Origin of the sequence: Streptomyces sp. CB00316 (assembly GCF_001905595.1) — a bacterium.
Lineage (GTDB): Bacteria > Actinomycetota > Actinomycetes > Streptomycetales > Streptomycetaceae > Streptomyces.
Genome location: NZ_LIXI01000015.1, coordinates 28,481 through 46,937, shown reverse-complemented (window position 1 = coordinate 46,937; position 18,457 = coordinate 28,481). Strand labels below are relative to the sequence as shown.

17 protein-coding genes and 3 pseudogenes are annotated in these 18,457 nt (G+C 69.7%); 14 read left to right on the top strand and 6 right to left on the bottom strand.

Annotation, left to right across the window (positions count from 1 at the left end):
- Positions 1-134: 134 nt before the first annotated feature.
- On the top strand, positions 135-1,139 hold the full coding sequence (locus tag AMK21_RS31215; protein ID WP_073882515.1) for an NADP-dependent oxidoreductase: 1,005 nt from the start codon (positions 135-137) through the stop codon (positions 1,137-1,139).
- A 234-nt stretch (positions 1,140-1,373) separates the two neighbouring features.
- On the opposite strand, the gene AMK21_RS31210 is transcribed toward AMK21_RS31215, so the two are convergent.
- Positions 1,374-1,589 carry a DUF6207 family protein gene (locus tag AMK21_RS31210; protein WP_073882514.1) on the bottom strand — a complete coding sequence of 72 codons (216 nt, stop codon included), beginning with the start codon at positions 1,587-1,589 and terminating at the stop codon, positions 1,374-1,376.
- A 92-nt stretch (positions 1,590-1,681) separates the two neighbouring features.
- Positions 1,682-2,413, bottom strand: coding sequence for an HNH endonuclease family protein (locus tag AMK21_RS31205; RefSeq protein WP_234422089.1), 732 nt, complete (start codon positions 2,411-2,413; stop codon positions 1,682-1,684).
- A gap of 549 nt (positions 2,414-2,962) precedes the next feature.
- On the opposite strand from AMK21_RS31205, the gene AMK21_RS35590 reads away from it, so the two are divergent.
- The 10 genes and pseudogenes from AMK21_RS35590 to AMK21_RS31160 form a co-directional block, all read left to right on the top strand.
- The gene (locus AMK21_RS35590) at positions 2,963-3,118 is read left to right on the top strand and encodes a hypothetical protein (protein ID WP_199863315.1); all 156 of its coding nucleotides are present in this window, start codon (positions 2,963-2,965) and stop codon (positions 3,116-3,118) included.
- Positions 3,115-3,687 carry an RNA polymerase sigma factor gene (locus AMK21_RS31200; RefSeq protein ID WP_073882512.1) on the top strand — a complete coding sequence of 191 codons (573 nt, stop codon included), beginning with the start codon at positions 3,115-3,117 and terminating at the stop codon, positions 3,685-3,687. The genes AMK21_RS35590 and AMK21_RS31200 overlap by 4 nt, the downstream gene beginning before the upstream one ends.
- The gene (locus AMK21_RS31195; protein ID WP_073882511.1) at positions 3,684-4,538 is read left to right on the top strand and encodes a hypothetical protein; all 855 of its coding nucleotides are present in this window, start codon (positions 3,684-3,686) and stop codon (positions 4,536-4,538) included. The genes AMK21_RS31200 and AMK21_RS31195 overlap by 4 nt, the downstream gene beginning before the upstream one ends.
- A 444-nt stretch (positions 4,539-4,982) precedes the next feature.
- Positions 4,983-5,366 (top strand): annotated as a pseudogene (locus AMK21_RS31190) (HNH endonuclease); the annotation flags it as partial.
- Positions 5,367-5,586: 220 nt separating this feature from the next.
- Complete coding sequence (locus AMK21_RS31185) at positions 5,587-6,663, top strand: tyrosine-type recombinase/integrase (protein ID WP_324613930.1); 1,077 nt, start codon at positions 5,587-5,589, stop codon at positions 6,661-6,663.
- A complete protein-coding gene (locus AMK21_RS31180) occupies positions 6,657-6,992 on the top strand; it encodes a helix-turn-helix domain-containing protein (protein WP_073882510.1) in 336 nt (111 codons plus the stop codon). Before AMK21_RS31185 ends, AMK21_RS31180 begins: the two co-directional genes overlap by 7 nt.
- Positions 6,989-9,049 (top strand): hypothetical protein, encoded by a 2,061-nt coding sequence (locus AMK21_RS31175; protein ID WP_073882509.1) that lies wholly within the window; start codon positions 6,989-6,991, stop codon positions 9,047-9,049. The genes AMK21_RS31180 and AMK21_RS31175 overlap by 4 nt, the downstream gene beginning before the upstream one ends.
- 30 nt (positions 9,050-9,079) lie before the next feature.
- On the top strand, positions 9,080-10,006 hold the full coding sequence (locus AMK21_RS31170; RefSeq protein ID WP_073882508.1) for an ankyrin repeat domain-containing protein: 927 nt from the start codon (positions 9,080-9,082) through the stop codon (positions 10,004-10,006).
- A gap of 369 nt (positions 10,007-10,375) precedes the next feature.
- Positions 10,376-11,647, top strand: a complete 1,272-nt coding sequence (locus tag AMK21_RS31165) for a hypothetical protein (RefSeq protein WP_073882507.1) — start codon at positions 10,376-10,378, stop codon at positions 11,645-11,647.
- Positions 11,648-12,019: 372 nt separating this feature from the next.
- Positions 12,020-12,310: pseudogene (locus AMK21_RS31160) on the top strand (HNH endonuclease); the annotation flags it as partial.
- 386 nt (positions 12,311-12,696) lie between these two features.
- On the opposite strand, the gene AMK21_RS31155 reads toward AMK21_RS31160, so the two are convergent.
- Positions 12,697-13,566: a helix-turn-helix domain-containing protein gene (locus AMK21_RS31155; protein ID WP_234422108.1), complete on the bottom strand. Its 870-nt coding sequence runs from the start codon at positions 13,564-13,566 to the stop codon at positions 12,697-12,699.
- A 496-nt stretch (positions 13,567-14,062) separates the two neighbouring features.
- Complete coding sequence (locus AMK21_RS31150; protein WP_143194893.1) at positions 14,063-14,245, bottom strand: hypothetical protein; 183 nt, start codon at positions 14,243-14,245, stop codon at positions 14,063-14,065.
- Between the two features lie 520 nt (positions 14,246-14,765).
- Here AMK21_RS31150 and AMK21_RS31140 point away from each other — a divergent pair.
- A protein-coding gene (locus AMK21_RS31140) for an IS5 family transposase (protein WP_420712532.1) occupies positions 14,766-15,574 on the top strand; the annotation gives its coding sequence in 2 pieces (ribosomal slippage) (positions 14,766-15,114 and positions 15,114-15,574; 810 coding nt in all).
- 57 nt (positions 15,575-15,631) lie between these two features.
- On the opposite strand, the gene AMK21_RS31135 is transcribed toward AMK21_RS31140, so the two are convergent.
- Positions 15,632-15,934 (bottom strand): hypothetical protein, encoded by a 303-nt coding sequence (locus tag AMK21_RS31135; RefSeq protein WP_073882503.1) that lies wholly within the window; start codon positions 15,932-15,934, stop codon positions 15,632-15,634.
- Between the two features lie 352 nt (positions 15,935-16,286).
- Between AMK21_RS31135 and mobF the strand changes: the two are divergent.
- Positions 16,287-17,122 (top strand): annotated as a pseudogene (gene mobF, locus AMK21_RS36420) (MobF family relaxase).
- A 183-nt stretch (positions 17,123-17,305) separates the two neighbouring features.
- Here the strand turns inward: mobF and AMK21_RS36415 are convergent.
- Entirely contained in the window at positions 17,306-17,581 is a 276-nt protein-coding gene (locus AMK21_RS36415; RefSeq protein ID WP_234422087.1) for a hypothetical protein, read from the bottom strand.
- 184 nt (positions 17,582-17,765) lie between these two features.
- Here AMK21_RS36415 and AMK21_RS36410 point away from each other — a divergent pair, with 184 nt between their 5' ends.
- Complete coding sequence (locus AMK21_RS36410; RefSeq protein ID WP_234422086.1) at positions 17,766-18,104, top strand: hypothetical protein; 339 nt, start codon at positions 17,766-17,768, stop codon at positions 18,102-18,104.
- Positions 18,105-18,457 lie beyond the last annotated feature (353 nt).

Below are 18,457 nucleotides of genomic sequence, written 5' to 3'. Positions count from 1 at the left end.
GCCCCACCCATCTGTGCCGACGCGGAATACGCCGGCACGGACGACGCCACAGACTCCCCCTTACCGGCAGAAGCCCGTAACGGACACACCCCTCGTCCCCGCTCGCGCGGGAGACCGAACGAACGGAGATGACGATGAAGGCCTTCATGGTCGAGAAGTACGGCGACCCGACCACGGTGCGCGCCGGGGATGCACCCGAGCCCCAGGTGGGTGCCGAGGATGTCCTGGTCAGGATCGACGCGGCGAGCGTCAACCCGCTGGACTACAAGATCCGCAAGGGGGAGTTGAAGGCGATCGTGCCGTACCGGCTCCCGCTCGTCCTGGGCAACGACTTCGCCGGGACCGTCGTCCGCGTCGGATCGTCCGTCACCCGCTTCTCGGTGGGCGACGAGGTCTACGCCCGGCCCGACAAGGACCGCATCGGCACCTTCGCCGAACGCATCGCCGTCCACCAGGACGACCTGGCCCTCAAGCCCGCCACGCTCACCATGACCGAGGCCGCCTCCCTCCCCCTGGTCGCGCTGACCGCCTGGCAGGCCCTGGTTGAGCGGGCGAACGTGCAGCCGGGCCAGAAGGTCCTCATCCACGCGGGCGCCGGTGGCCTGGGCTCCATCGCCATCCAGCTGGCGAAGTCCCTGGGCGCGCACGTGGCCGCCACCGCGAGCACCGCCAAGGTCGGCCTCGTCAAGGACCTCGGCGCGGACGAGGTCATCGACTACCGCACGCAGGACTTCTCCGAAATCCTCCACGGCTACGACGTCGTCCTGGACTCCCTCGGCGGCGAAACCCTCACCAAGTCCCTGCGCGTCCTCAAGCCCGGCGGCCAGGTCATCTCCGTCGCGGGCCCGCCCGACCCGGCCACCGGCGTCGACCTCGGCGCGAACGCGGTCATGCGCCTGGGCGTCGCCGTGCTCAGCGCGAAGGTCCGGCGCCAGGCCAAGCGCCTCGGCGTCACCTACTCCTTCCTCTTCATGAAGGCCAGCGGCGACCAACTGCGCGAACTCACCGCCCTCATCGACGCCGGACAGATCCGCCCCGTCGTCGACCGGGTCTTCCCGTTCGACGAGACCCTCCAGGCCACGGAGCACGTCGAAAAGGGCCGCGCGAAGGCCGGCAAGGTCGTCGTCTCGATGACGTGAGCGCGGGCACCGATCCCGCCGGACACCAGAGGGGCGCCCCTTCACCCACGAGAAGCCCCCCCTCCCTGCACCCCCCTCCCCCCACCATGAGCACACCGCCCAGCTCCCCCACGCCCACCCGGGCGACGTACAAGTGGAAGCTGACCCGGCCGGACAACCAGCACGACAAGCTCGTACGGGACAAACAGCCGCCCGGTGACCACGTCGCTCTTGCCCAGCCCTGTCCTCCGATCTCTACGGTTCTTCGGTCCCGGTGCGCCGGATGTCGGCGTAGACACGGGCGCTGACGCCCGGAACGCCAGGTGTCCGCCGGACAATGGGCGGGCCGGACGTTGCCCAGCGCTGGCCCAACTCGGCTACGACCCGGTGCGCGGTTTCCTCATCGGCCGCGGTGATGTCGAGCACCACCAGGCCCGACTCGATGAGGTGCTGCTCGTCGATTTCCTTCATGCCTGCTCCTGACGCTGCGGCCCCCCGCACGATCCAGAGTCGAATCCGCCTTCACCGAGGGGGCGAAATCCGCCTCCCCTGGGTGAGTGGCGCTACGAGACCGACTCGTATTCGACGACGGAGTCGGTGCACGGCTCGGCGAGGTTGAGGAGTGCGGCCTTCTCGGCTTCATCCATGGCCAGGGCCCAGCGGAGCTTCGTGGCGGTCCAGTCGACGAGGTACGTGCACGTCGCGGACTCGGCGGGCGGCATCCACTGGGCCGGATCCCGGTCGGCCTTGGACCGGTTGCTCTTCGCGGTGACCGCGACCAGACTCCTGTCCGACCCCAGGTCGTTGGCGTACGCCTCACGGCGCTCGGGTGTCCAGTCGTAGGCGCCGCTGTCCCACGCCTCGGCCAAGGGGACCATGTGGTCGATGTCCAGCTTCCGCGCGTCGGTGACCTCGACCTCGTCGTAGTACGAGAGCCAGCTGCCCCCGCTCAGCGAACACCGGGCGCCCTGCTCGGGCGCGGTGACCGCCTCAGCGAGCAGCACTTCCGCCCGGGTCGTGCAGGAGTCGCCGTCCTCATCGACCCAGTGCTTGAAGCTGTCCCGCTCGTACCCGGTCCGCTGCTCCTCGGCGACGGGAATCGACCCGATGGCTTCGACCAGGGGGAGCCCCGCCTCCTCCGGTGTACCGCCGGGCGCACCGGACGGATTGGTGCTCCCGGACGTGGTGGCGGTGGGCTTGGCGTCGTCGGCCTCCACCGTCTCGGCCGAGCAGGCGGTCAGGGCGGCGGCGGTGAGCACGGCGGCGTACAGGGAGCCGAGGCGGCGCAGCTTCACGGATTCTCCAGCGGGTAGCGGCTGATGCGCGCTCATGATCCCAGCTCACGGCGACCGCTGAGGCTCCGTCACCCGATCGAGCGGACCCGCCCCGGCCATGCACACAGGCTGGCACCTCGCTACGTCGGCATCTGCTGGGCGGCCTTGGTCACGGCAAGCCGGACGATCGAGTGGAGTGGCGCGGTCCACTCCGAGAGAGGGCCTTGCGGACGTATGCAATGGCGGGACAAGGCTCAGGCTCCGGCGGATGGTGACGTGAGTCACCTCTCGCATTTGCTATCTTTGCGCAAATTTACAGTCGAATGGGCGTCAGGGGGGGTCTGCTGGTGGCAGGGCTGGCGGTCAGGTGGCGTGGAATGGTTGTTCCTGCTGGATAAGCAATCGGGAACATCTGTATGTCACCAGAGGCTCGCTCTGGGTGACATTCTTCAGGTTGCCACTGCACACCAGCGCGCTCCGGGTCGTCGTTGTGGTGAAAGCGCACTCCGGCGCACTCCCGGGCACTTCCCAGCCGCTGCCCGGACCTTCCCAGGAGAGGGGCCAACGTCTGTGACGACCCAACTCGTAGGTGACCTGATGATCCTCGCCCTCGCGGCCCGCGTCTTCGGCGCGGACGCCATCCTCCTGCTCCGGCGTCTGGCCGCAGTGGGCGTGCGGGCCGGCGTCAGCGAGATGACCCGCCACGAGCGTGAGGACGGCCGGTGACCCGGAACCGAAGCCGCGACACCTCCGGCACCCCTCCCGTGACCCCGCCTGGCCGCCCGGACCTCTCCTTCACCGCGTTCCACCAGATGAACCGGCCCAGCTACGTCCGCTACGCCGAGACCTACCTCCGCCACCGCCAGGACGCCGAAGAAGCCATCGACAGCACCTTCGAGCACCTGCTGCGCACCTGGGACCAGGTCCTCCTCACGGAAAACCCCGCCGCCTACGCCTGGACCATCATGCGGAACAAGGTCACCGACCACGCCCGCGCCCGCACCCGCCGGCCCCCGCTGATCGACGAAGCCGCCTTCAACACCGTCGCGCTGCGCGACGCCGTCGACCCGATCGGCCAGATCACCGAATCCCTCGCCCTCTTCCGCGCCCTGCGCCAGCTCACCGACCGCCAGCAGGACGTCATGGTGATGATCTACCTCCAGAGCATGAACGCCCCCGAGGCCGCGGCCGTACTCGGAATGACCAGCGCCACCGTCCGCTCCACGGTCCGCCACTCCCTGCGCCGGCTGCGGGAGATCCTCGGACCCGACCGCACCATGGAAGGACAGCGATGACCCCGCACATCGATGAATTCCTCTCCCGGGCCCGCCTCGTCTCCGCCCCCTACACCCAGGCCGACATCGACGCCGCCGAAGCCCGCGTCCTCGCCCGCCTCCACACCCCCGACCCGGCCCCCGCCCCGGCAGCCGCAGTCACCGCCGCGGACGAGCCGACCTCCGTCGAAGCCGCCCAGAACCTCAAGAACCTCTGCGCGGCCGTCGTCACCCACACCACCGCCCTGCGAACCCTGCGCACCTTCCTCACCCCCCAACTCCCCGAGCCCCCCGGCGCCCGGGTCCTGGGCTGCATCCTCCAGCTCGCCGAATCAGAGGAGAACGCCCGCTTCTGGTGGCAGTACGCCGCCGGAGCCGGCGACCCCGCCGCCTCCTACTGCCTCTACCTCCACCACCGCGCCCTCGGCGAACACGCACCCGCCCGCTGGTGGCACGACCAGACCGAACTCCTCCAGAACACCCCCTCCACCGACCAGCCCATCACCCGCAACGACCCCGACACCCAGACCGACCACGTCCCCCACGCGGTCACCACCGCACTCAACGACGTCTCCACCACGGACGCGAGCCTGCTACCCACCGCCCTGCGTATCCTCGGCGCTCTCAGAACCGGCCCCGCCCCCGTCCCGGCCACCGTCGGAGCCGTCATCGACTACGCCCCGGCCGCCGTCGGCTACGTCGACGACTTCGATCTGCCCCTGACCGACCCCGACTTCACCGACCACATCCGCACCCTCATCGCCACCGACACCACCCCCGCCCGCATCCGCAACCGACTCCAACCACGACCCAAGACCTCCAGGCCCCTGATCGCGACCTCCCGCCGCCACCGCACCTGGGCATGGGGATGAGCCAACAACCCAGAGAACCCGTCCCGACGGCGGGCCCGTGCTCGCCCCGGCACTCGCGCTGCGTCCCACGCCGCGGCAAGCACTCCGGCGGCTGAAAGAGGGCGGAGGAGCCGATCGCCGTGAGCGGCGTCGGCCACGACTGAATAATCCGCCCCCGCTCCCCGTGACGGTCAGGGCTGCTGGGGCGGTTGAGCCGGCGGTTCGCGCGGCCGTACGTCGACACCCGGGTCCGTGACTGCAGGGAGCCGGCCCGGCCGGCTGCCCCCGAGGTCGCGGTCCACCACCGGCACCGCCGTAATGCCTAGGCCCGTGGGGTGGGGTGCGTGTACGCGAGTGGGACAGCGGGGCTGCCGGAGCGTTTCTCCGGTGACCACCTTCCCCCGGCTGGGTGAGCACCGAGGGAAGGTGGTCACCAGGGTAGGACGCGGCCGGTAGAACGCCGTGGTGATCAAGAACCTTGTGCGCGGCTTCGGTGCACTCTCCCTTGCCCTTGTTCCCCTTCTTTTCTCTGCGGCCGCGCAGGCAGCCCCGGCACCCGAGGTGACGACGCTGGCCGACGCGGTCACCCTGGTGACGGTCACCGAGGAGGACCGCACCGGCTACACCCGCACCAAGTTCAAGCACTGGAACGGCGGCGACGACGCTGGCGACGGGTGCAACACTCGCAACGAGGTGCTCCTGGCCGAAGCCGTTGTCGCGCCGACTGTGGAGCCCGGGTGCAAGCTGACCGGCGGCACCTGGGTCAGCTACTACGACGGCCAAGAAGTCACCAGCGCCAGCTCCCTCGACATCGACCACATGGTGCCGCTCGCCGAGGCATGGGACTCCAAGTAGGCGGAGTTGGGCTCGACGCATCATTCTGCTCCTGCACGCTGACGGCACGGGGTAGGTCGGGGATGGGGTTGTCACTCGTAGAGGTGACGGTAGGTGCGTTCTGACCTGCGGAGGGGCGTTCAACGCCACGATGTTGCATCTGATGCAACTCTCGGAGGCGGCATTGAGCAGGGCGAGTTTGCCTGGGGCGGTCCGGCTTGTGCGGGCGGCGAAGGTGGCCGCGTTGGATCCGGAGGCGGCGATGTTCGCCGCGATGCTGACCGGGTGGGAACACCAGCAGCGCAGTCGGCTGCTGACGAAGAAGACGATCGGCGACCGGGTCAGTCTGGTACGTCGGTTCGCCGAGTTCACCGGCACCTACCCCTGGGACTGGGCGCCCGAGGACGTCGAGGCGTACTTCTCTGCCAGGCTCTCGCGCGGCGAGCTGGTGTGGTCGACGGTGCGGGGGCAGCAGGGCGACTTGGAGATGTTCTGCGCGTTCATCACCGACGCGCGGTACGGCTGGGCGGCGGCCTGCTCGGAGGAGTTCGGCCGGTTCCCGGTTCAGGTGTGTCACGACTGGAACACCGCGGCTCACGTCGTGGAGTACGAGGGCCGGCCCGGACGGCGGGCGCTGACGTTCGACGAGCTCCAGATGTTCTTTGATGCCGCCGATGATCGGGTTGAGGAGACCCGCCGGAAGCGGCGTAAGGGGGTGCTCGCGGCGTGGCGGGACGCGATCCTCCTCAAACAGGTCTACGCCTACGGGACGCGGCGCCGGGAGACGGTGATGTTGGATCTGGCCGACCTGCGGCGGAATCCGCGGGCGCCGCAGTACGGGCGGGTGGGCGCGGTGGAGGTGCGGTTCGGGAAGGCGTCGCGGGGGAGCCCGCCGAAGCGGCGGACGGTGCTGACGGTTCCGGAGGTCGAGTGGATCGTCCCCCTCATCGAGGAGTGGGTGGCCGAGGTGAGGCTCGGCTTCTCTCCGGGTCGGCATCAGGCGTTGTGGGTGACGGAGCGGTGTGGTCGGATCGGGGTGCGGCGCCTGGACGAGGTGTTCGCTTCGGTGCGCGAGCGTGCCGGGCTGCCGGGCGAGCTGGACCTGCACTGCCTGCGGCACACCTACATCACGCACCTCGTCGAGTTCGGCTATCCGGAGCGGTTCGTGCAGCAGCAGGTCGGACACGCCTACGGCTCGACGACAGCCTTGTACACGTGGGTGTCTGACGAGTACCGCAACCGGCTGATCGAGAGCGCGCTGCGGCGACGGCTGGAGCCCGGCTCGAAGGAGGAGGGGGCGCTGTCGTGGTGAAGCGCATGGGGATCGTGTGGAACCTGCGCCGGCTGATGGCCGAGCGGGACATGTTCCAGACCACCGATCTGATCCCGGCCCTGGCCGAGCACGGGGTCCATCTCTCCCGCGAGCAGGTCTACCGTCTCGTCGCCCAGGTCCCGCAGAGGCTGTCGATGGACGTGCTGGCCGCGCTCTGCTCGATCCTCCACGTCACCCCGGCGGACCTGATCACCGTCACCGAGACCCACGTCCAGGTCGCCAAGCCGACCGCGACCGGCGAGACTACCGCCGTCGCGAAGGCCCCGCCGGCTCGCCGCGTACGCCTGACCCGGCCGGGAGACCGATGACGGCCCCCGCCTCTGCCCCGGACACCTGGCGGGAACTCGCCCGTCTGATGACAGCCTCCCTCCCTGACCTTGCCGATCCGGATGCGGCCCGGATCGTCGCCGACCTGACCCCTGCCGCCCGCGGCCGCATCCGGGCCCACCTCATCGCCCACCCCGACGCCCTGGTCAGCGGAGCATCCGCCGCACCCCGTTCCGTCCAGGCCCTCATCACCACCCTGGCCGACCACGGGGTCACCGGAGTGCGGGCCCCGGCCTGCCTGCGCTGCGGACGCGTCCGGCCGCTGCGCCGGGCCGTCCCAGGCGGCCGGGTCTGTCTCGGTTGCGAAGGGACCCTCGCCAACCGCGGCAACATCGGCGCCTGCACGCTCTGCGGAACCATCGGACCACGACCGAGCAGGAACACCTGCGCGGCCTGCCGCCGCCGACAGGCCGCGGCTACCCGCACCTGCTCAGCCTGCGGCAAACCGGCCGAACTGGACCCCTGCTCGAACTGCCGCCCCCGGCCGGCGACCCCGTGCGCGCTCTGCCACACCACCGCCCCCGTAACCGCACGATGGCCGCTCGGCCCCGTCTGCACCCCCTGCTACCGGACCGCCCGCAGCCACCCCATGCCCTGCCCGGACTGTGACCGGGCCCGGGTACTGATCGGTCGCGCCGAGCACCGCCGGGTCTGCGGGCCCTGCGCAGGCGTCCCCGACCCCTACGCCTGCGAACGCTGCGCCGGACCGCGCTCCTACAAGGTCGGCCGAGTCTGCAACCGCTGCGCCGTCGCCGACCACCTGGAGGAGCTGTTCACCGACGTGCCCGAAGCGGTGGGCACCGGGCCGCTCGCGGCGATGCGGGCGGCGCTGGCCGAGGCTCCAGATGCGGGAACGGTCCTGAACTGGCTGCGCGGCTCCCGGTCTGCCCGCCTCCTGCGCGACCTCATGGCCACTGGCCGCCCGCCCTCCCACACCGACCTCGATGCCACGATCGACGGCCGTGGCACGGCGATGACCGCCGAGTACCTGCGCGGCCTGCTGATCGCCTACCAGGTTCTGGAGCCCCGGGACGAACTCGCGGTGCGGATCGTCCGGCACCTGGAGCGGACCGTCGCCCGGCATCCCGAGCACGGAGCCCTGCTCCGCGCCTACGTCCGCTGGTCCCTGCTGCCCCGTGCCAAACGCCACCAGGCCGTCCGGGCCGGCGGGGTCAAGCACCGGATCCGCTGGGCCTACACCCGCATCAATCTCGCCGCTGAACTCCTCACCACCATCACCGGCCACGGCCTGACCATCGCCACTCTCGACCAAGGCCGCCTCGACACCTGGCTCGCGGCCAACCCAGGAACACGCTACGAAGTCCGTGACTTCGTCGTCTGGGCCCACCGCCGCCACCACGCCCGCGACCTCCTCGTGCCGCACCGCCCGAAGGCCGACCCGGTCGGCCTGGACGAGGACTCCCACTGGGACCTCCTCCACCAGTGCCTCACCGACACCCGCCTCGACCTCGACGTCCGGGCCGCCGGCGCGATCCTCCTGCTGTTCGGCCAACACCTCACCCGGATCGCTGCCCTACCCACCACCGCCCTGACCACCGGAGACGGGACGACGTTCCTCACTTTGGGCAGGACCCCGATCCCGCTCCCCACCACTCTGGCCGACCTCTTGACCACCCTCGCCGACCGCCCCTCTCCCCAGGGCTGGGCCGTGAACACGAGTGCCGGCTGGCTGTTCCCCGGCCACCTGCCCGGTGCCCACATCTCCGCCGCGGCTCTCAGCCGACGCCTGGCCGCCTGTCACATCCCCAACCGGCCCGCCCGTACCACCGCCCTGGTGGCCCTCGCTGGCGACCTGCCGCCCGCAGTCCTCGGCCCGATGCTCGGCCTCCACCCGATCACAGCCGTCCAGTGGCGCCGCCGTGCCGCCACCGACTGGACCGCCTACCTCCAAGCACGCCAGCGTGCCCTTGCTGACGGGCCTCCATACCCCGGCCCTGATTCGGTCGTCAGGCAAGTCCGCCAGGCCGTGCCGGCTGTTATCCGCCCCGTCGGGCCGATTTCGGCAGATCTACACTGAGCTGCGAGAACGCTACGGGGGAACAGAATCATGGGCGTGGGTACGGGTACGAGCAATGCAGTGGACGGCCAGTCCTCCCTGATCTCCGCGGTCCAGGCTGGAGACACGGACCTGGTGAGGATCCTTCTCCACGAGCACAGCGACTCCGACTACCTGGACGCCGCGTTCTGCCTGGCCGTCCGGATGCACGCCGGGCGCATCGCCCAACTGCTGCTTCAGTATGGTGCGGATTCGGGCCAGAGCCGACCCGATGACCTCATCCCTCTGAGTGAGGCGGTCGACTCGGGTTCGCCCGCTCTGTTCGAGGCGCTCCTGGACCACGAGATCCGCGGCAGGTATCCCGAGATCGAACTCCGGGAGGCCCGGGACCTCGCGCGCCGCTGGCACGAGACGGGGGTCGAGGCCGAGCTGCGACGCCGTACCGGATCCCGGGACGCTGTCGGTCGTAAGCGGGTTCAAGACGGCGAGTACGACAGCGTCGTCGAGTTCACCCTTGGTGGCATGAGTGCGCGGGACGGCCATGGGGCGATCCTCACGTACGTCGAGGAACTGCTCGGGGTACGAACCTCGTTCGAGGAGCTGATGGACCGCGCGTTGGCCCAGGTCGATCAGCAGGACCATGCAACGTGGAGCCGTGCCAGCTTCCAGTTGAGTGGACGGCGAGAGGAGGCGACCTGGGCCGCTGCGGCGGTACTGCGTACGAGCCCGGACCCATCCCGCCGATTGTTCGGTGCCGAGGTGCTCCGCCTTATTCATCTGTTCGACGACAGCGACGAGGACGCGTTCGCTGGTCCCGCTCTGGACCTGTTCACCGGCTGGGCGGCCGCAGAGACGGACGTCGCCGTCCTCACCGAGGTGCTGGTCGCTCTTGGAGAACACAGCGACCCCCGCGCGGAGACAGCCCTTCTGCCGCACGCCGGCCATCCCGATCCGCGCCTGGCGACAGCCGGGGGCTGATGGCCGATCCGGACGCGGTGGTACGGAAGACCGCCTGCCGCGGACGGGAGCGAGGGCGCACGCGCCCGCCCACGGCGGCGCTCTACATGGCCTTGAGCCCCGGCACCGCGCCGAGCCACGGCCCTTCCTGCCAGGCGGTCCGCTCCCACTGGCTGTTCCCGACTGCCCCGACCCTGCCCTCAAATCGAACGCCGGCAGGGCTGAGTGCTGTCCGGAGTGCTGAACAATTGCCGTCCAAACTCGTGGACAAGGCCAATTCGTACGACACTCGCCAGTGGAGAGGGAAACCATGGCCATTGACCAGTCCACCGAGTCCCAGGACAGCTCGCCGCGAACAGCGGGCTCTACGACACGCCACCGCCGGAGCTGGTGGAAAGGGCGGAGCACGCACGCACGGAGCTGGAGGCGCTGGGTGCCACCGTTCGGTTCGAGGCGAAGTGGTGGGGTTTTGAGGTTCACCTGAACCAGGCGGCGGTGGACGCGTACCTGGAGATCAAGGACCTCCTCGCGGACATCCTCGGCGAAGCTCTCAAGGAGCCCCTGTCGACGCTGGTCACTCTGGCGGCCATGGCGCAGAAGGTCTGGGTGCAGGCGGTGTCGAGGGGGTATGGCTGCAAGTTGGTCTCGCCGTGGATCTCGCCGACGATGCTCATCCCGATCGGTATCAATCCCTCCGAGGACCCCAACTTGTGGTGGACGGTGTTCGGCCGAAGCGCGGATACCGGTCACTTTCAGTGGAACGAGGACACCATGTTCCCGGCCCATGCCAGCGCCGCGAACCCGGCGGCGGCGGTGTTCAACGGCCGTCTGATCCTCGTCCACCGCGGCTTCGACGACCAGCAGCTGTGGTGGACCTCGTTCGACCCCGACAACGGCTGGTCTGTGGACACGGAGTTCGGCGCCCACTCCAGCGCCGCCGGCCCGGCTCTGGCGGTGTACGACGGGAAACTGCACTGCGTTCACCGCGGGCACGGCAGCGACACCAAGTTGTGGCACACCACCTTCGACGGCCGTGGCTGGTCCGCAGACAGGCCGCTCGGCGCCCATTCCAGCTCTGTCGGCCCGGCTCTGGCGGTGTACGACCAGAAGCTGCACTGCGTCCACAAGGGCGCCACCTCTGACAGCACGCTGTGGCACACCACCTTCACTAGCTCGGGGGGCTGGACCCAAGACACCCCGCTCCCCGGCCACTCCACAGCCTCGAACCCCGCACTGGCGGTGTATGGCAGCACCCTCCACATGGTCCACCGAGGCAGCGGCAACGACACGTCCCTGTGGCACACCACCTACACGAGCGCCGGGGGCTGGGGCTCGGACAACCGGTTCCGCGCCCACTCCAGCCTGGAAGGGCCCGGCCTGGCAGTCTTCGACAACAGGCTCTACTGCGTCCACCGCGGCCACGGCAACGGGGACCAGAACCTGTGGTGGACCAGCTACAAGCCCGGCAGCGGCCCCTGGACCGACGACCAGAAGTTCCCCGGCCACACCAGCGGCGCCGGACCAGCGGTCGTCGTCTACCGCGACAAGAACGGCACGCAAGACCAACTCATGGTCATCCACCGCGGCTACGGCAACCGCGCCGCCGGCACCGACAGCGCCGAAGTGCAGGCACAGATCGCCGCCGAGGAAGACGCCAGCTGATCACCGCGCTCCCGCCGACCGGTCCTGATCACCGGTCGGCAGGGGCCCCACCCGCCCCGGCCTACCGGTGTCTGTCACCCATCTGGCGGCGCGCGAAGAGAACTGGACCGCGCCGCCCTTGGCGCGGTGAGAGCCGAGGAGTATCGCGCAGTTGGGCGATCGGTTCGATGCCGTAACGCCGCTCCTTGCAACTGCTCGCTGTTCGATTCGAGAGCTCCCCCCAGTGCTGTCCGAAGTGCTGAACAATTGCTGTCCATTCTCGTGGACAAAGCCAACGAATGGCGCCGCGACGGCCGCTGAACGTTTCCGCCTGTGCCTGTCAGCTGCTTCGGAGCCGGGAATACTGCACGGTTCGAATGACGCTCCCCGCCAGCTGGTGCCTCGGCCTGGACGGCAGCGCGGCGTGAGGCGTATGCGAATGACCAGGGGTCGGAGGTTTCCCTCGTCGCGGTGGCCGCACGCACCAACAGGTCGAAGTCGGACAAGGATCCGGCCGACTGGATGCCGCCGTCCCCGGAGGCGCAGTGCCGGTATGTAGGTGAGTGGGTGTCGACCAAGCTCCGCTGGCAACTCACCGCGGATGACCGCGAGCTCGAAGCGCTGAAGGTGTTCGCCGAGGGGCCGTGCGAGGACACCATCGTCCGCTACACGCAGGCCGTCTGACCTGTCTGTTCTCGCGCGAGCCCACGGCTGGATAGTCGACGCTGGCAGCCAGGAGTACACCCTGACCCTGCCAGGCGAAGACGTCGACATCTACGAGTCCCGCTGCAGTGAGAAAAGAATCCGGTTCGCGACGCAACCGTGTACCGGCAGGCAAGGGAGCGGCTCACCGCCGCGATCATGTATCGCTGAAAGACGCCCCCGGAATTCTGCTGGCTGGCCGCCTGGTGGGTGCCACGAGTCGATGAACCACCGGCCGTTGGCCACCGTGGCTGGCTGACGAAAAGAACAGCGGGACCGGACAGGATCACCCTGCCCGGTCCCGCTGTTCGTGGGTCGCCACTTCCTGCCGTGTGCGGCGGGGGCGCCACGGTGCCCCCATTCCTCTATCAGCTGCTGGTCCAGGTGGTTGCGGCCTGGATGGGGGTGGGTCGGAGGCGCCCGGGGGAGGGGGTGCGGTTGCCGGCTGTGCTCAGGACCTTCCCGAAGGCGGCGATGAGGTCTTCGACCCGGGCGGCGGGCCCCAAGCCGGAGACTGGTGGGGGTGCCGCAGGCGCGGTCTCGGACCCGGTCTCGGGCGAGGCCTTGAGGGCCTGGTGCCACAGGGGTTCGAAGTAGGTGTACTCGCCGTCGAGTGTCTGCACGAGGATCTGGACGTCTTCCCAGGCCCCTGCGGTAGTTCCTTCGAGCAGCGCGGTGACGAGTTCCTGGGAGAGCGCGTAGCCGCTGTTCACGTACACCGACCACGGGGTCGGGCTTCCGGCCCGGAGGTGTAGATGCCGCAGGGCGGAGGCAAGCCCTTCGGGCTTCGTCGCCTTGCGGCTGCGGCGGACCTCGGCGTCTTCCCAGACCTTTCTGAGCACCTCGGGGTCCGCGCCGCAGGCGCGGGCGAGCGATGCGGTCGCCTCCCAGCTGGGAAACCTCTCACCGTTCATCGCTCTCGACAGGAAGCTGGGAGAGAGCGACGTCCTCTTGCTGAGAGCCCGGAGGCTGTGGCCTGAGGCCCGCTGAAGGTTGCTCAGCACGCAGGCGAAGTCCTGAGGCCCGGGAGCACAGGGTTCCGGCGCCGGGTCTGGGCTCTCCTCCTCGGAAGTCTCGGTGGGGTCTGCCGGCACAGCGAAGGGAGAGGAGGGGGAAAGCGCAGCCGACGGAGAGCTTCGGGGGGCTGGACGGGGCGCGGGCACCCTGACGTGGGCGCGGCTCAGGGCTCGTTGCACCACCGGGGAGCTGTACTTTTTGCGCACGGTGTCTTTGCTCATGCCGAGCAGCCGCCCTATCACCTCCCACGACGCGCCCATGCGCTTCGTGCGGCCGACCACGGGCGGCAGGAGCTGCTCGATGCGCCGTTGAAGCTGGAGCAGGCGCTCCAGCGGCTGCTCGGTATCCGGCGTCGGGGTGTTCAGGGCGCGCTGCAGGTCGCGGACCTCTGCCTGGACCGCGCTGAGCTCGATGCGCAGGAAGGTGTCGAACTGGCTGGTGTCGGGGGGCGGCTTCTGCCGCTGGGTGTGCGCTGTCTGCCGGCATTTTGTGCTGCAGTACTCGCCCGGCCGGCCGGTGCGCCGGACCGTTCGCAGGCCCCCGCACCATTTACAGTTGTCAGGCGAAAATGTGTTCCCCACCATGCTGCTTTCGCTTTCTGCCATGTCCGCCCCCGGGCGACGAAACGGGTTCCGCCGCCCGGGGAATCGTGATGAAAACGGGTGCTCGCCCGGCCGTTTCGTCAGAGAAGCGACCCGGTGTGTGTCTGAAGGGCAGTCAGCGGCGCTTCGTGTTCAGCCACACCATGAGCGCCCAGAGAGCCACGGGCGCCGCCATGATGGCCAGGGCCGCGTACCCGGGCGACCCGGGAACCACGATCAGTGGGGGAAAGGCGACGGCCGCGGCACCGGGCGAAGCCTGGGCGGTGTTGCCCGGAGCTTCTGAGTTGTTGACAGACATGTTGTTGTCCGCGACCAATTTGTTACTGTCACCTGCGAGTCGGCGCCAGAGGCGTTTGATTCGAGATCGATCCGGGGACGTAGGCATAGAGACCTCCTGGGTCGGCGTCACATTAGGAGCGCGAGCCCGGGTCCGTGAGAAGAGCGGGTTCGCGCTCCGTGAGCGTAATGACACGCTCTGCCCAACGCCATTCGGGCATATGCGCCCATTGCCTATACAAGTCCGGGCTGATCGGACACTTTCGTCGCCACCGGACGGGCAATCCGCATGCAATTCCGATAAGAGCACTCATTCGGAACGTGATCTTGGTATTGCCAGCGAAGGCCGCCATCGAGTGCCGCGGTCGCCGAAGAAGGCCTACACCCGCGAAGGCGCTGCCCCCACCCCGCAGCGCGGATGTCCCCCGGACGCCAGCGCATCCCGTCGGACCGCCCTCGCCGACGCACTGAACCGCCGTACGGGTCTTGGGCGTGCCCGCTTAGAAGTCATCTCATTTGGAAGGCTCGGTATTCTGTGAGTCATGGTGGGGATCGTTGAGCGGCTGGTGCCGGATGAGTTGTGGGAGTTGTTCCAGCGGGTGGTGCCGGAGGCGCCGTCGCGGCCGCAGGGTGGTGGTCGGCGTCGGCACGGCGACCGGGAGGTGCTGGCGGCGATCGTGTTCGTGGCCACGTCGGGCTGTACCTGGCAGCAGCTGCCTTCGGCCTCGTTCGGCCCGTCCGGAGCAACCGCCCACCGGCGGTTCTCGGAGTGGTCGAAAGCCAGGGTGTGGGCCAAGCTCCACCGCCTGGTCCTCGACGAACTCGGCGCCCGCGGCGAGCTGGACTGGTCGCGGTGCGCGATCGATTCGGTGAACATGCGGGCCCTGAAAAGGGGGACCTGACAGGTCCGAATCCTGTCGACCGGGGCAAGTACGGCTCGAAGATCCACCTGATCACGGAACGGTCGGGTCTGCCCATATCCGTTGGCATTTCCGGGGCCAACCTGCACGACAGCCAAGCCCTGATCCCGCTCGTGAAGGGCATCCCGCCGATTCGCTCGCGCCGCGGCCGACGACGGCGCAAGCCCGGCAAACTCCACGCCGACAAAGGCTACGACTACGCCCACCTGCGGCGATGGCTACGCGAACGCGGCATCACCCACCGCATCGCACGCAAGGGAATCGAGTCCTCGCAACGGCTTGGCCGCCACCGCTGGACCGTGGAACGCACCATGGCCTGGCTCGCCGGCTGCCGACGACTCCACCGACGCTACGAACGCAAGGCCGACCACTTCCTCGCCTTCACCAGCATCGCCTGCACCCTCATCTGCTACCGCAGGCTCGCCAAATGAGATGACCTCTTAGAGCCACTAGCAGGTCACGATGCCGTGCCTCGGCTCCTCCAGTGATCACGGTCCGGTGAGGATGTCGTGGGTGCCGATGCGTCGCCAGATGACGTGTGGGGTACCGGGGAGCTTCGACGGGCCGTATTCCCACGTGGCGCGGCCTGCGGGCCCAGTCCCCATGGACCAGGTGAGTTCGTAGATCCCGGAGGCGCGCTGGACGCGCTTGATGCGGAGCCCGGCTCGGAAGCAGCCGGTGCGCAGGTCGTAGACGAAGGCAGCCACGGTTTGGCGGAAGCGGTAGCGCTGTTCCGGGGTGAGGCGATCCAGGTCGGTGGTGAAGCGGGGCGTGGTCTCGTAGGTCGGCACGTCGGTCCTCCGGGAAGCACGAAGCCCCCGGCACGGGCCGGGGGCGGCGGGTCTTACTCGGGTTGAAAGGGAGTCGGTGACGTGGTGCAGGGCGCGGCGTTCTCGGCCGTCGGGTGGGGGAGCGATTCGTAGAGGTACGCGTGGTGGCGATAGAGGCGTCTACTGATGCGACTTGGGGCGTGTGGTGCATGTGGCCGCGCAGCATTTGCCTGGCCCAGGCGGTGTCCGTCAGGCGGGCATGACGTCGCAGCAGATGCCCGCCCGGCGGGATCGACCGTGAAGTTCCGGTGAACCCTCCCGCCTCACGGGATCGGCCCTTTTTCCCAGGTCGGATCCGTTGTTCGCTGCCGGGATGCTGAGTGTTGCGAAGGTGCAGAGGCCCAATGCGTGGCGGTACTACGTGCGCGGAGTCGCGTTCGGGGACGGCCGCCGCCCGGTCGGCCAGTCCCTCAAGGACGCCCAAGAGATGGCAGGCCTTCCCCCGGGGAGGTGGTGGGGGCGCGGCCTGGCCGCGCTCGGGCTGACCGAGGGTGCGGAGGTGTCCGAGCGGCAGATGGAGCTGGTCTTCGGGCAGCTCCGGCACCCGGACGCCGACCGGATCGAGCGCGAGCTCCTGGGTGACGGCGCTGACGCGGAGGCGGCCCGGCTGGCGACCGTCCTGGGGCAGCCGGTCGAAGAGATCGAGCGGCGCAAGGCGACCCCCTTGTTCGCGCTCGACTACACCTTCCGGGCGCAGGCGTCCCTGATCGTGCTGTGGGCGCTGGGAGACGACCACACCCGGAGGGTCATCGAGCGGGCGCACGAGCGGGCCATCGCCACTGCGCTTCGCTGGCTCGAGGACGAGGTCGCGGAGACCCGTTGGGCTTCGGGCCGCGGCCGCGCGCGAACACCGGCTCTCGTGGTCGCGGCTTCCGGCACTTCGACAACCGGGACGGATTCCCACTCCTGCACGAGCACTGCCTGGTCCTCAACCGCGCAACGCCTGGACGACCACGGCGAGCCGAAGTGGGGGCGCTGGATACGACGCGGCTCTACAAGCATGTGGTAGCGGCCGGGACGCTCTACACCCTGACGATGACGACCGAGGTGTGTGAGGAGCTGGGGCTCGCGACGGTTCCTCGGGAGGTGACGCCGGGCCTGCGCCCGGTGATGGAGATAGCCGGTGTCGCCCAGGTGCTCATCGACTAGTCTTCCACCCGCCGCCAGCGGATCGAGGACGTCCTGGAGGGCCTCACCTACACGTACGTCCAGAAGCACGGGCGGCTACCCGGCGAGAAGGCCCGTCACAGCCTGGGGTGGCAGGCGGCGCAGGACACCCGCCCCGATAAGAAGACCCCGCGCCCGCTGGAGCAGCTGCTCGCGTGGTGGCGGTCATCCGCGGTGCTGAAGTTCGGCAAGCAGATGGTCGACGGCCTCCTGGACCGCTGCCGCGCGGTCGGGGCGGCGATCCGGGCCCGGGTGGCTCCGCATGTGGACACCGTGCTGGCCGCTGTCGATGTCGCCGCGGTCGTCTTCACCGTCCGTAGGAACTTCGCCCGCCGACATGTCCTGGCCGAAGCCCGCCGGCATCTCCTGGAGACCCTGCGCGGACAGGAGTTCCCGCGCGGCCTGGACGACGACATCGCGGGCTGTGCGCTGACCGGCCACGCCCGTCAGACCACCGTGCCCCAGCCCGGCCGCCGGGCCCCGGCTGCCGACCAGATCTTCTACACCGCCGACTTCACCGAGCCCGACCGGTGGTGGATCGCCGGCACCGGCGGCAGGCCGCCCCGGGAGTCGTCCCGGTACGAGCGGGCCCGGGTCGCCAGCCTCGCCGCGCAGAACGCGATCCGTGCCGCCCGCGGCCGCCGGGCAGGCCGACGACCGCCACCACGCCCCGGCGTCAGCCCCGCCGCACGCCGTCGACCACCCCGGCCGGGACGCCGCTCTCGCACCGGCGCAGCGGGCGGCCGCGGTCCACGCCCACCAGCAGGCTGCGATGCCCGACGTAGACCTGGGAGGCCGGACGACCGACCCGGCGACGTGGCTGCGCACGCCGGATTACCTGGCCCGGTTCGCCGCCTTCACCCGCGCGGCCAACGCCCGCCGCGAGGCCATCGAGGACGGACGGACCCCGGCCGCCGACCCGGGTCCTCCGGTCGACCGTCACCGCCAGGAGCACGAGCAGTAGCACCGGCAGCCCGGCCAGGACCACGGCCCAGGCTTCCAGCCGTGACAGGCCGCGTGGGCCCGTCGGGCGGGACGGGCGGCGAAGTCACTGGGCCAGACGCCGGGACGCGACCGGTCCCCTCACCGCCGAGATCACCGGGGGCAGGGAGGGTTGGGGGACCGCTCTCTTCGAGCACGGAGGCCTCATGGTTGCCCCGACGATGCCGCATTTGCCACCGGCGCAGCGTGAGCGCCTGGAGCGGCTCGCCGACGCGGCACGGCTGCGCACGGCGCTGTACCCGATGCCGAAGCCGACGCCCGCCCGGCGCTGCTCCCGGCAGTACCCCGGAGGCCGGCCGAACTACCCGACTACGC